The organism is Rhodococcus sp. BE178 (assembly GCF_050433545.1).
Taxonomy (GTDB): Bacteria; Actinomycetota; Actinomycetes; order Mycobacteriales; family Mycobacteriaceae; genus Prescottella.
In genome coordinates this window covers 1-12,674 of sequence record NZ_JBNPXA010000019.1, presented here as the reverse complement: position 1 = coordinate 12,674, position 12,674 = coordinate 1, and the positions used below count along the sequence as shown (strand labels likewise).

The following is a 12,674-nucleotide window of genomic DNA, read 5'->3' as shown; positions in this document are numbered from 1 at the left end:
TCCCCCCTATCCCGAGAGGTTGAAGTTGCCGGACTGGCCATAGATGGCCAGTGAGATCAGCAGGGTCACGGTCACGACGGCGATGAGCGAGGCGCGGACCGCGTTACCGACCGCGACACCGACACCCACCGGTCCACCGCTCGCGTTGAAACCGTAGTAGGTGTGGATGAGCATCACGGCCACGCCCATCACGATCGCCTGCACGAACGACCACAGGATGTCTGTCGGTATGAGGAACGTCGAGAAGTAGTGGTCGTAGACGCCGCCCGACTGCCCGTTGAGCACAACGGTCGCGAACCGGCTCGCCACGAATGACGCGATCACCGCGAGCGAATACAGCGGGACGATCGCGATGATGCCGGCCATCACACGTGTCGACACCAGGTACGGAACCGACGGAATGGCCATCGATTCGAGCGCGTCGATCTCCTCCGAGACGCGCATGGCACCGAGCTGCGCGGTGGAGCCGGCGCCGATGGTGGCGGCCAGGCCGATGCCCGCGATGACCGGGGCGGCGATGCGCACGTTGATGAAAGCGGAGAAGAAGCCGGTGAGGGCCTCGACGCCGATGTTCCCGAGCGAACTGAAGCCCTGGACGGCAATCACACCGCCTGTGAACAGCGTCAGGAAGCCGACGATGACGACGGTGCCGCCAATGACGGCGAGCGCGCCTGTGCCCATGCCGATCTCGGCGATCAGGCGGATTACTTCCCTCCGATAGTGCACCAGCGCGCGCGGCGCCCCCACGAGCGCGCGCCAGAAGAACAGCGCCTGCTCGCCAACCTTGTCCACCGACCGCGACGTTCTTGCGATCCGCCGCCGAGTGCGGACGAAACGCCCCGATGCCACCAGAGCCATCTACTTCACCCCCCTGTCACTCATCCGGACGTCAGCTTGATACCGATGGCGGTGATGAGCACGTTGACCACGAACAGCGCCATGAACGAGAACACGACGGTCTGGTTGACGGCGTCGCCGACGCTCTTGGCGCCGCCCCGGACATTCATCCCGAGATACGCGGCCATGAGACCGGCGATCATTCCGAACAGACCGGCCTTGAGCATCGAGATCATCAACTCGCCGAAGCCGGTGAGGAGGGTGATGCCGTTGACGAAGGCACCCGGATTGACGTCCTGCACGTACACGGAGAAGAGGAAACCGCCGAGGATGCCGATGGTGCAGACCAGGCCGTTGAGTAGGAGCGCAACCGCGGTGGAGGCCAGCACTCGCGGCACCACCAGCCGGTGGATCGGATTGATGCCGAGCACGCGCATCGCGTCGATCTCCTCGCGGATGGTTCTCGCCGCGAGGTCCGCGCAGATCGCGGTCGCGCCGGCACCGGCAACGATGAGCACCGTGACGATCGGACCGACCTGCGTGACCGCGCCGAGGGCCGCACCCGCGCCGCTGAGGTCGGCCGCACCGATCTCCCTCAGCAGGATGTTGATCGTGAAGCTCACCAGCACCGTGAACGGGATCGCGACAAGCACGGTCGGAATCATCGACACACGGGCGACGAACCATGCCTGATCGATGAACTCCCGCCGTTGAAACGGACGCGAAAAGACGGCCTTGAGCGTGTCCGCCGACATCGCGAAGAATCCGCCGGCCGCTCTCAGGGGTACTTCGAGGAGGTCGACCACTCTTCCTCCTCACCAGTACTCGAAACTCGTCGTTGTCGATCGTGTGTGCGCCGATCGCTTCCGCGACGCAACACATCCCCCAGAGCGCCCGAACAGCACAAACGCCCTGTGATCCAGGTCATATTAACTAGAACGTGTTCACCTGTCAAAGGTCCACGGTGTCCGACTTTCGGAATTCCGCTCGCGGGACCCGAAACCCCGACGCGCGCCACGCCCCGAAGCGGCGACACCGGACGTTGCACACGGCCGGCCGGGACGCCGAGCGGCCGAACGCCCGGAACGTCGATCCATCCCATAAACGAGCCTGAACAGCGCCTTCGCCGCGGCCGTGAAGGAGACGCCATAGCCGTCCGGCGCCGCGATCCGACGTCCCGAAATAGCCCGGATCGACAACCCACTCCGATCGCCGCGCTCGTCCAGAACCGCAATCGACCCCATCCCCGAGCGCCCCGGACCGGCAGGAGCCGACAGAAAAACTGGAACGCGTTCTAGACACCAGTACAGCGTTCTGCCCCCGAAGTACCACTCCCCCGACGCACCGACTCACGTCGCGCGCGTCCGCCCCATCTTCGTCCGCATTCGTCCTGCATGTATCGAAAATCCCGCAATCTCCCGTTACAGGGGAGATTGCGGGACACGGTCGCGAGGAGCGGCCTCGATCAGCCGAGACCCTTCAGCGCCTCGGATGCGGAGAACATGCGTTCGGGATCGCGGTCGTCGAAGTACGCGCCCATCTCGTTCGCGAGATCGGCAGGCGTCCACTGCGCCGCCGCGTCGAACCGCTGTTCCACGACGGGGGCCGCCATCAGCGCGACCATGGGGCCGTAGACGACGAATACCTGACCGTTGACCTTGTCCGCCGCCGGCGACGCCAGGTACGACACGAGCGCGGCAACATGCTCGGGCGACAGCGGATCGATCTCGCCCTTGGGAGCGTCACCGAAGACGGACTCCGTCATCGACGTCCGGGCGCGGGGGCAGATGGCATTGGCGCGCACACCGTACCGGGACAGGCCGCGCGCTGCCGACAGCGTCAGCGCCGTGATTCCGGCCTTCGCGGCGCCGTAGTTCGGCTGCCCGGCCGGGCCGAGCAGTCCGGCCTCGGATGACGTGTTGATCAGTCGGCCGTAGACGGGCGCACCGGCCGCCTTCGACTGGTCCCGCCAGAACGTGGCGGCGTTGCGGGAAAGAAGGAAGTGTCCACGCAGGTGGACCTTGAGGACGAGGTCCCATTCCTCGTCGGACATACCGAACAGCATGCGGTCGCGGACGATGCCCGCGTTGTTGACGACGATGTCGACGCCGCCGAGGCCCTGCGCCGCGGCCATGAGCGCGTCCGCAGTGGACCGCTCGCCGACGTCACCGGCGACGAACTCGACTTTTCCACCGAGAGTGCGGATTTCGTCCAGCGTGGACTCGACCGCGTCGTTGATACCGAGATCGTTGACGACGACCGCCGCCCCGGACTGCGCCAGGCCGATCGCCTCGGCCCGGCCGAGGCCGGAACCCGAGCCGGTCACGATTGCGACCTTGCCCTCCAGGCTGACCTCGCGACTGTTGACTGCACTCATGAACGCACTCCCGTACCCGTGACGTCGACCGGCCTCGTGCCGATCGGTGCCTCGTCGCTGCGGCTGCCGGCGACGCGGCCAATGTAGAACGTGTTCTACATTGGCCGCAAGGCTCGGTCTAGTGTTCGGTCAGTGCAGCGCGCGGGCACTGCGCGATCGCGGAACGAACGTCGGCTTCCCTGTCGGCCGGGGGCACGGGTGCCGAGATGATCAACTCCTCGTCGTCATCCAGATCGAAGATGTCGGGAGCGATTCCGACGCACACGCCGTTCGCCTCGCAGCGATCCCTGTCGACCCTGACCTCCATGACCATTCCTCTTTTCACATTCGTTCGAAAGACTCGCGGAAAGCGCGTTGCACCGGGCTGCGGTCCAACGACTTCGGTCATAAGACTAGAACCCGTTTCACTGCTGTGCAATGATTCGGACAACCATCCTCGACGCGGCTGCTGCACGGCTCCGCCTCGGTGACGGACAGCCCGCCGCACGGCCTCGAACACCACGGCCGTGGCCCGCGATCTTTCCAGAAACCGTGCCGAATCCCGCGATTCCGCGCCGACGATAGCCTGGATTGGAGAAACCAAGTGGATATCACCTACACCGCGGAGCAGCAGAAGCTGCGCGAGGAATTGCGAAGCTACTTCGCGAAATTGATGACTCCGGAACGTCGAGAAGCACTGATGGCGACCACCGGCGAGTACGGCGCGGGAAACGTCTACCGCGAGGTCGTCCAGCAGATGGGCCAGGACGGGTGGCTCACCCTCGGCTGGCCCAAGGAGTACGGCGGCCAGGAGCGGTCCGCGATGGATCAGCTCATCTTCGTCGACGAGGCCGCGATTGCAGGTGCGCCGGTGCCGTTCCTGACGATCAATTCGGTCGCACCGACGATCATGCATTTCGGTACACCCGAACAGAAGGCGTTCTTCCTGCCCAAGATCTCCGCGGGTGAACTGCACTTCGCGATCGGCTACTCCGAGCCGGGCGCCGGCACCGACCTCGCGTCGCTGCGCACGTCCGCGGTCAAGGACGGCGACGACTACATCATCAACGGCCAGAAGATGTGGACGAGCCTCATCCAGTACGCCGACTACGTCTGGCTCGCCTGCCGCACGGATCCGGCCGCGAAGAAGCACCGCGGCATCAGCATGCTGATCGTGCCGACCACCGCAGAGGGATTCTCGTACACGCCGGTCCACACGATGGCCGGGCCCGACACCAGCGCAACCTACTACCAGGACGTCCGCGTGCCGCAGAGCTCGCTGGTCGGCGAGGAGCACGGCGGCTGGAAGCTCGTCACCAACCAGCTCAACCACGAGCGCGTCGCGCTCACGTCGGCCGGCGTGATCATGACCGCGCTGCAGGAAGTGCGCGAGTGGGCACAGAACACCAAGCTGGCCGACGGCCGCCGGGTGATCGACCAGGAATGGGTCCAGATCAATCTGGCTCGGGTGCACGCCAAGACCGAGTACCTCAAGCTCATGAACTGGGAGATCGCGTCGGCCACCGACCACGCTCCCGGCCCCGAGGCCGCGTCCGCCAACAAGGTGTACGGCACCGAGTTCGCCACCGAGGCGTACCGACTGCTGATGGAGATCATGGGCCCGTCCGCCACCATCCGGCAGAACTCGCCCGGCGCCGTCCTGCGCGGCCGGCTCGAGCGGTGGCACCGCTCGGCACTGATCCTCACCTTCGGCGGCGGCACCAACGAGGTCCAGCGCGACATCATCGCCATGACCGCCCTCGGCCAGCCCCACGCCAAGCGATAAGCAAGGACCACACCATGGACTTCTCTCTCACCGAGGCCCAGCAGGACCTGGCAGGTCTCACCAAGGGCATCGTCTCCGACATCGTCACCAACGAGCACCTGCGCGAACTCGACTCCGCGGAGGACCGGTTCGACCGCAAGCTGTGGGACGCGCTCGCGTCGTCCGGCGTGCTCGGCGCAGCACTGCCCGAGTCGGTCGGCGGCGACGACTTCGGCATTCTCGAGCAGTGCAGCATCCTCATCGAACTCGGTCGCGGCGTCGCGCCGGTGCCGTACCTGTCGTCGATCGTGATGGGCGCCGGCGCGATCGCCGAATTCGGTTCTGATGCCCAGCGTGCCGAATGGGGTGCACCCGCGGCCGCAGGATCGAAGATCATCGCCGTCGGGCTCGCCGAGGAGCTCAACGACAACCCCGCGGCGCCGGTCACCCGGGCGAAGCAGACGGCGAACGGGTGGACGCTGAGCGGCACCAAGATCGTCGTCGACGCGGCACCGATCGCGGACCTGATCCTCGTGCCGGCCGCCACCGAGAGCGGCACCGTGCTGCTGCTGGTCCAGCCGGGCGACGCGGGTGTCACGATCACGCGCCAGCAGACGACGGACTTCGGCTGCACCGGCATCGTCGAGCTGTCCGACGTCCAGCTGGACGCCGACCGGGTGCTCGGCACCGTCGAGCAGGGCGGCGAGATCGTCGAGTGGATCCTCGACCGCGGCGCAGTGGGCTCGAGTGCCTTCCAGTTCGGCGTCCTTGACCAGGGGCTCAAGATCACTGCCGACTACGCGCGCGAACGCGTCCAGTTCGATCGGCCCATCGGCAGCTTCCAGGCCGTCGCGCAGCGACTCGCCGACGGGTACATCGATGTCAAGGGTGTGCGGTTGACCCTGTGGCAGGCCGCTTTCCGTCTCGCGGAGGGACTGCCGACGGAGGGCGAGATCGAGATCGCGAAGTTCTGGGCCGCGGATGCGGGCCATCGCGTCGCCCACTCCGTCGTGCACATCCACGGCGGTGTCGGTCTCGACGAGGACCATCCGGCGCACCGATACTTCCTGGCCGCGAAGCGCCAGGAGTTCCTGCTCGGCTCCGCGACCGATCAACTCCGCCGCCTCGGCGCCGTCCTGGCCACGACTCCGGCGTAAGCACCACGGACACAAGCGGTCCGAAACGAACGACTCGGATCGGTCCCACACAGTGAAATCGGGAAACATGACGGGCGTCACAATCGTCATGATGTGGGAATGACAGCGACTCCCACGGTGGCGGACCTGCTCGCGCAGGTCCGCCACATCGATACGCACGGAATCCGATTCGAAGATGCGTACATTCCGTGGACGGATCACGTCCACGGAATGTACGACCGCGCATCCGCTTTGAACCGCCTCCTCGATCCGGCGCGACCGCGGCATTTCGGTGTCCTCATGGACAACGTCCCCGAGTTCTCCTCCCTGCTCGGTGCCGCCGCGTTCTCCGGTGCCGTTCTCGCCGGCCTCAACACCACCCGGCGCGGTGAGGCCCTGGCCCGCGACATCGCACTGTCGGACTGCCAGATCGTGTTCACCGAGAACACCCAGGCCCACCTTCTCGACGACATCGACCTCGGCGATGTCCGGGTGATCAACGTGGACTCCCCGGACTGGGCGGAGATCCTGTCCCCCTTCGCGGGCAGCCCCGCAATCCCGCCCACGGCCGCGCCCGACGACCTGTTGATGCTCATCTTCACGTCGGGTACGAGTGGCGATCCGAAAGCCGTGCGGTGCACGCACACCAAGATCGCCGATCCCGGAGTGATGCTCGCGGACCGGTTCGGCCTGTCCAGCGACGACGTCGTCTACATGTCGATGCCGATGTTCCACTCCAACGCGATGATGGCCGCGTGGGCCGTCGCCCTGCGGGGACGGTCGGGTATCGCGATGCGACGCAAGTTCTCCGCGTCCGGCTTCCTGCCGGATGTGCGCCGCTACGGCGTCACGTACGCCAACTATGTCGGCAAGCCGCTGTCGTTCATTGTGGCGACCCCGGAGCACTCCGACGACGCCGACAACACGCTGAAGATCATGTACGGCAACGAGGGTTCCGCGCCGGTGGTCAGGGAGTTCTCGCGTCGCTTCGGGGCGCGCGTGATCGACGGCTTCGGCTCCACCGAGGGCGGCGTGTCCATCTCGGCGCACCCCGACTCCCCGGCGGGCGCCCTCGGGCTCCTTCCGGACAACGTGGAGATCCGCCACCCGGACACCGGCGCCGTCTGCCCGCCTGCAGAATTCGACGCCTCCGGCCGCCTCGTGAACGCCGAGGAGTCGACGGGCGAGATGGTCAACGTTTCCGGCGCGGGCGCGTTCGCCGGCTACTACAAGAATCCCGAGGCGGACGCCGAGCGCCTGCGCGACGGCATGTATTGGAGCGGCGACCTCGCCTACCGCGACGCCGACGGCTTCGTCTACTTCGCCGGACGCAGCTCCGGTTGGCTCCGGGTGGACGGCGAGAACCTGGGCGCCGCACCGATCGAACGGATCCTGGTGCGCTATCCCGGCTTCGCGCAGGTGTCGGTGTACGCGGTACCGGATCGGGAGGTCGGCGACCGCGTGATGGCCGCCGTCATCCCCACCGCGGATGCGGCGGACTTCGATCCGGTCGCCTTCGCCGAGTTCCTGGACGGGCAGCCCGATCTGGGGCCCAAGCAGCGCCCGACCCTGCTGCGGGTGTGCAGCGAGTTCCCGCGCACCGCAACGTTCAAGGTCGTCACCCGCACGCTCAGTGCGGAGCGCTGGCACTGCCCCGAGCCCGTGTGGATCCGTGAGCGCGGCCAGGACGAATTCGCACTCCTCACACCGGAGCTCGCGCTCACGTTGGAGCGTCAGACCGCAGACGCCTAGCTCCGACGAAGAACTGGAGCCCGGAACGACTTTCGTCGTTCCGGGCTCCAGTTCTTCTGTGACCGCGAAGGCTACTTCAGACTGTCGAGCCTGGCCACCGTCGACTCGAAGCCCTCGACGAGTTCGGCCATGATCTCGGCGACGGGGCGGATCTCGTTCATCCGGCCCACGATCTGTCCGACCGGCATGGCCACGACCTCGGGGTCGTCACCCGCCGAGATGCGCTGGTGTGCCTCGCTGACGAGGATGTTCTGCAGCGGCATCGGCAGCGGATCGGGGGCGTCGGGCTTGGCCCACGCCTCGGTCCACTTGGTCTTGAGCAGCCGGGCCGGCTTGCCGGAGTAGATCCGCGAGCGGACCGTGTCGGCCGACGTGGCACCGAGCAGGGCACGCTGGATCGACGACGGCCCGTCGGCGGCACTGCCGAGCTTGTACTCCGACGTGGTGAGCCAGTACGACCCCATCCACACACCAGACGCACCGAGCGCGAGCGCGGCGGCGATCTGACGGCCGCTGCCGATGCCGCCCGCCGCCAGGACGGCGGCGGAGTCGCCGACGGCGTCGACGATCTCGGGGACGAGCACCATCGAGGCGATCTCACCGGTGTGGCCGCCGGCCTCGTAGCCCTGCGCGATGACGATGTCGACACCGTTCTCGACGTGGCTGCGCGCGTGCCCGACGGCCCCGGCGAGGGCCGCGACCGGCACGCCCTTCTCGTGAGCGAGGTCGATGACGTCCTTCGGCGGCGAGCCGAGAGCGTTGGCGATCAACGCGATCCGGTGATTGAGTGCCACATCGACATGCGAGCGTGCCACCGAGTGCAGCCAGCCGAGCGTTCCCGTCGCGCGCTCGACATCGTCCGACAGCGGCGGGACCCCGAGCTCCTCGAGAGTCCGGTTGACGAATGCGCGGTGCTCGGCCGGGATCAGCTTGTCCAGGTCGACCGCCGCGCCCTCGGTGGGGACCTTGGCCGGCATTACGATGTCGACGCCGTACGGCTTTCCGTCGGTGTTCTCGTCCATCCAGGTGAGGGTGGCCTCGAGCTCTTCCGGATCGTTGAACCGGACGCAACCGAGGACACCGAGTCCACCGGCCCGCGAGATTGCTGCTGCCACATGCTCGGACGGCGTGAAACCGAAGATCGGGTACTGGATGCCGAACTTCTCGGCGAGATCGGTGTGCATCAAGCGTCCTTGCCGTTGGTGTAGTGATCGTCGGCGTCGCGCGACTGGGTCTCCGCGGTGGCCCACTTGTAGTCCGGCTTGCCGGCCGGCGAGCGCTTGATCTCGTCGACGAGCCACAGGCTGCGCGGCACCTTGTAGCCGGCGATCTCCTTGCGGGCCGCCTCGACGATATCGTTCAGGCTCGGGTTGGTTCCGGGGCGCGGTGCGACGACGGCCGCGACACGGTTGCCCCAGCGCTCGTCGGGCACACCGACGACCAGGACGTCGAAGACGTCGGGGTGCGTCTTGACGGCGCCCTCGACCTCCTCAGGGTAGATCTTCTCGCCGCCACTGTTGATCGAGACCGATCCGCGGCCGAGCATCGTGACGGTGCCGTCCTCCTCGACCGTGGCGTAGTCGCCCGGAATCGAGTAGCGAGTTCCGTTGAGGACCTTGAACGTCGCCTTGGTCTTCTCCTCGTCCTTGTAGTAGCCGAGGGGAATGTGGCCGCTGCGGGCGAGCATGCCGACCTGGCCGGAACCGGGCACGACCGGGATGCCGTCGTCGTCGATGACGACGGTGGCCGCGTCGATCTTCACGCGCGGGCCACCGGTGTGCTCGAAGCCCTTGGTGATGGTCGCAAGGCCGCCGAATCCGGTCTCCGAGGAGCCGATCGAGTCGGTGAGCAGACGGTTCGGGAGCAGGTCGAGGAACTGCTCCTTGAGCGCGGGCGAGAACAGGGCCGCGCTGCTGGCGATCACGTACAGCGACGAAAGGTCGTACGGCTCACCGGTCTCCGGGTTGCCGGCAATGAGCGCGTCGATCATGGGACGCGCCATCGCGTCGCCCGTGATGAAGATGAGGTTGATCTTGTGACGGTCGATGACCTGCCACACCTCGTGGCCGTCGAACTCCGGGTGCATGACGAGCGTGCCGCCACCGAACAGGCTGTGGAACACCGCCGACTGCGAACCGCCGTGGATCATCGGGGGAATCGGGAAGCGGACCATCGCGGGGTGCGCGGCACCGAGCTTCGCCAGCTCCCACTCGTCCTGCAGGTACTCACCGGTGACGAAGTTGACACCGCCGCCGAGCACCCGCCACCAGTCCTCGTGCCGCCACATGACGCCCTTGGGCATGCCGGTGGTGCCGCCGGTGTAGAGGATGAAGATGTCGTCGGGGCTGCGCTCACCGAAGTTGCGCTCGGGCGAACCCTGGGACAGCGCCTTCTCGAATTCGACGCCGCCGTACGACGAGTAGTCGAGATCCGTGCCGTCCTCGACGACGATTGCCGTCTTGACGAGAGGGGTCTCGGGCAGGACGCCCGCGACCTTGTCGCTGTAGCGGCGCTCGTGGATGAGCGCGACCATGTCCGAGTTCTCGAAGATGTACTGTAACTCGTTCTCGACGTACCGGTAGTTGACGTTGACCATGATCGCGCGGGCCTTGAAGATGGCAACCATCGACACGATGGCCTCGATGGTGTTCCGGCTGTAGATGCCCACCTTGTCACCCGGCTCGACGCCCTGATCCCGCAGGTAGTTGGCCAGACGGTTGGCCTTCTCCTCCAGTTGCGCGAACGTCAGCTCACGGTCGGCGTCCACGAGGGCGAGGCGGTCCGGGTTGAGGTCGATCGAGTGTTCTACGAGATCTGCGATATTAATGGCCACGTCAACAAAGTAGAACGTGTTACTGTCGGTGACAAGACCCAATTTGAGACTCAACTCACACACATAGCGGGAGCCCTCAGTGTCCACCGAAACTACGGAAAACACAGACGTTTCGGCGAAATCGCCCCACTGCCTCATCGAGAAGCGTGGCCACGTCATGATCGTGACGATGAACCGCCCCGAGGCCCGGAACGCGCTCTCGGGCGAGATGATGGCGATCATGACCGACGCCTGGGACCGGATCGACTCCGATCCCGACATTCGCGTCGCGATCCTCACCGGCGCCGGTGGCACGTTCTGCGCCGGAATGGACCTCAAGGAGATGAACCGCAACGCCCCGGGCGACAAGTTCGGCGCCGGGATGGACGTGACGCGGTTGCCGGCACTGCTGAAGGGCCGCCGCCTCACCAAGCCGCTCATCGCCGCGGTCGAGGGCCCGGCCATCGCCGGCGGCACCGAGATCCTGCAGGGCACCGACATCCGCGTCGCCGGCGAGAGCGCGCGGTTCGGCGTCTCCGAGGCGCGACTCGGACTGTTCCCGCTCGGCGGATCCGCGGTCCGACTGGTGCGCCAGATCCCGTACACCGTCGCCGCGGAGATCCTGCTGACCGGCCGGACGGTTCCCGCCCCCGAGGCCAAGGAACTCGGCCTCATCGGCCATGTCGTCCCCGACGGCACGGCCCTCGACAAGGCACTCGAGATCGCCGAGCAGATCGCCGCCAACGGCCCCATCGCGGTGCAGGCGATCCTGAAGACCATCCGGGTCACCGAGGGCATGCACGAGGAGGAGGCGTTCGCGCTCGAGGCCCAGATCGGCATGGCGGTCTTCAAGAGCGACGATGCCAAGGAGGGCCCGCGCTCCTTCGCAGAGAAGCGCTCCCCCAACTTCACCGGCAAGTAAGCGGTCACCGCTCGAGCGGAGGGTCCCTTCACACGCTGTCAGCGTGTGAAGGGACCTTCCGCTTCCGCGGGGCACTCAGGGCGGGGCGCCCCGGGACACCCGCACCGTGCGTATTCTCGACGAGCATTGACCGACGATCGACAGGTGAGACCGTAGATGGGCACAACAGCTGGTGACGCACCTCAGCCTCAGTGGCAGCGCCTCGAGCCGCTGGAGCTCACGCCGATCCTGTCAGCGGCGCTCGATGCCTTCTACGAGAAGGGCTTCCACGGCGCATCCGTGCGCGAGATCGCCCGCCGGGTCGGGGTCACGGTGCCGGCGCTGTACTACCACTACGAGAGCAAGGAAGGCCTGCTCGTCGCCCTGACCGAGCTGTCCACCAGGGACGTGCTGACGCGCGCACACGCCGCGGACGACGCCGGCGAGGACGACCCCGCCCGTCGGCTCGAGAACGTGGTGTCCGCGATCGTGCTGCGGATGACCGATCGGGCGCGACTGGCGGCCGTCGAGGGCGAGGCGCGCTACCTGAGCCCCGAGGCCTACGAGCGCTACCGGACCGTCCGCAAGGGCATCGAGAACCTTGTACTGGGAATCGTCCGGGACGGAAACCGCGCGGACGCTTTCGACGTCGAGGACCCGGCCGAGACGACCCGGGCCATCCTGGGCATGTGCCAGGCGATTCCCCGCTGGTACCACACCGAGGGCAAACTGGGACCCCAGGCCGTGGCCGCCAAGTACGCGGCGATCGCGTCGAAGATGGTCGGGGTCGAACAGCACTGACCCACACGTTGACCTCCCTCGGCCCCCGTGGTAATAACACTTAGCGATCGATAAGTAAGATTGTTGGGAAAGGGACCCGCCACTCGTCATTCACCTCGAAGCGGCAGGCGAGCGGTACGGTCTGCAGACCATCCGCGAAGGCGCGGGAACGGCCAACGCGCCATCATCGAACGACCCTGAAGCACAAGAACATCCGGAAGGAACCCACATGATCGTCAACGACAGCGTCGCCCTCGTCACCGGCGGCGCCTCGGGCCTCGGCCTCGCCACCGCCAAGGCCCTGCTCGCCGACGGCGCCAGCGTCGTCATCCTCG

At 66.6% G+C, this 12,674-nt stretch carries 12 protein-coding genes; 6 read left to right on the top strand and 6 right to left on the bottom strand.

The window, feature by feature from the left end:
- Window positions 1–6: 6 nt before the first annotated feature.
- From J2X34_RS25055 to J2X34_RS25040, 4 genes are all read right to left on the bottom strand, one after another.
- Window positions 7–858, bottom strand: coding sequence for an MlaE family ABC transporter permease (locus J2X34_RS25055; protein WP_429520031.1), 852 nt, complete (start codon window positions 856–858; stop codon window positions 7–9).
- A gap of 20 nt (window positions 859–878) precedes the next feature.
- A complete protein-coding gene (locus J2X34_RS25050; RefSeq protein WP_114720517.1) occupies window positions 879–1,643 on the bottom strand; it encodes an MlaE family ABC transporter permease in 765 nt (254 codons plus the stop codon).
- A gap of 659 nt (window positions 1,644–2,302) precedes the next feature.
- Window positions 2,303–3,214: a 3-oxoacyl-ACP reductase gene (locus J2X34_RS25045; protein WP_429520030.1), complete on the bottom strand. Its 912-nt coding sequence runs from the start codon at window positions 3,212–3,214 to the stop codon at window positions 2,303–2,305.
- Between the two features lie 118 nt (window positions 3,215–3,332).
- Window positions 3,333–3,521 carry a ferredoxin gene (locus J2X34_RS25040; protein WP_114720967.1) on the bottom strand — a complete coding sequence of 63 codons (189 nt, stop codon included), beginning with the start codon at window positions 3,519–3,521 and terminating at the stop codon, window positions 3,333–3,335.
- A gap of 276 nt (window positions 3,522–3,797) precedes the next feature.
- Here J2X34_RS25040 and J2X34_RS25035 point away from each other — a divergent pair, with 276 nt between their 5' ends.
- The 3 genes from J2X34_RS25035 (at window position 3,798) to J2X34_RS25025 (ending at window position 7,846) form a co-directional block, all read left to right on the top strand.
- A complete protein-coding gene (locus J2X34_RS25035; RefSeq protein WP_429520029.1) occupies window positions 3,798–4,979 on the top strand; it encodes an acyl-CoA dehydrogenase family protein in 1,182 nt (393 codons plus the stop codon).
- Between the two features lie 14 nt (window positions 4,980–4,993).
- Window positions 4,994–6,115: an acyl-CoA dehydrogenase family protein gene (locus J2X34_RS25030; protein ID WP_114720511.1), complete on the top strand. Its 1,122-nt coding sequence runs from the start codon at window positions 4,994–4,996 to the stop codon at window positions 6,113–6,115.
- 99 nt (window positions 6,116–6,214) lie between these two features.
- Window positions 6,215–7,846, top strand: coding sequence for a long-chain-fatty-acid--CoA ligase (locus J2X34_RS25025; protein ID WP_429520028.1), 1,632 nt, complete (start codon window positions 6,215–6,217; stop codon window positions 7,844–7,846).
- 71 nt (window positions 7,847–7,917) lie between these two features.
- Here the strand turns inward: J2X34_RS25025 and J2X34_RS25020 are convergent, their stop codons facing one another.
- Window positions 7,918–9,030, bottom strand: a complete 1,113-nt coding sequence (locus J2X34_RS25020) for an NAD(P)H-dependent flavin oxidoreductase (protein ID WP_114720507.1) — start codon at window positions 9,028–9,030, stop codon at window positions 7,918–7,920.
- Window positions 9,030–10,679 (bottom strand): acyl-CoA synthetase, encoded by a 1,650-nt coding sequence (locus J2X34_RS25015; RefSeq protein ID WP_174908202.1) that lies wholly within the window; start codon window positions 10,677–10,679, stop codon window positions 9,030–9,032. The genes J2X34_RS25020 and J2X34_RS25015 overlap by 1 nt, the downstream gene beginning before the upstream one ends.
- 79 nt (window positions 10,680–10,758) lie before the next feature.
- Between J2X34_RS25015 and J2X34_RS25010 the strand changes: the two genes are divergently transcribed.
- From J2X34_RS25010 to J2X34_RS25000, 3 genes are all read left to right on the top strand, one after another.
- A complete protein-coding gene (locus J2X34_RS25010) occupies window positions 10,759–11,580 on the top strand; it encodes a crotonase/enoyl-CoA hydratase family protein (protein ID WP_174908200.1) in 822 nt (273 codons plus the stop codon).
- 156 nt (window positions 11,581–11,736) lie between these two features.
- Window positions 11,737–12,360: a TetR/AcrR family transcriptional regulator gene (locus J2X34_RS25005; RefSeq protein WP_429520027.1), complete on the top strand. Its 624-nt coding sequence runs from the start codon at window positions 11,737–11,739 to the stop codon at window positions 12,358–12,360.
- Between the two features lie 208 nt (window positions 12,361–12,568).
- A partial coding sequence (locus tag J2X34_RS25000; protein ID WP_114720499.1) for an SDR family NAD(P)-dependent oxidoreductase occupies window positions 12,569–12,674 on the top strand: 106 nt, incomplete at its 3' end.

Excerpts from the sequence above, each read along its gene's own strand:
- J2X34_RS25030 (WP_114720511.1), top strand. The coding sequence starts at position 4,994 with ATGGACTTCTCTCTCACCGAGGCCCAGCAGGACCTGGCAGGTCTCACC.
- J2X34_RS25005 (WP_429520027.1), top strand. The coding sequence starts at position 11,737 with ATGGGCACAACAGCTGGTGACGCACCTCAGCCTCAGTGGCAGCGCCTC.
- J2X34_RS25020 (WP_114720507.1), bottom strand. The coding sequence starts at position 9,030 with ATGCACACCGATCTCGCCGAGAAGTTCGGCATCCAGTACCCGATCTTC.
- J2X34_RS25055 (WP_429520031.1), bottom strand. The coding sequence starts at position 858 with ATGGCTCTGGTGGCATCGGGGCGTTTCGTCCGCACTCGGCGGCGGATC.
- J2X34_RS25040 (WP_114720967.1), bottom strand. The coding sequence starts at position 3,521 with ATGGAGGTCAGGGTCGACAGGGATCGCTGCGAGGCGAACGGCGTGTGC.
- J2X34_RS25025 (WP_429520028.1), top strand. The coding sequence starts at position 6,215 with ATGACAGCGACTCCCACGGTGGCGGACCTGCTCGCGCAGGTCCGCCAC.
- J2X34_RS25045 (WP_429520030.1), bottom strand. The coding sequence starts at position 3,214 with ATGAGTGCAGTCAACAGTCGCGAGGTCAGCCTGGAGGGCAAGGTCGCA.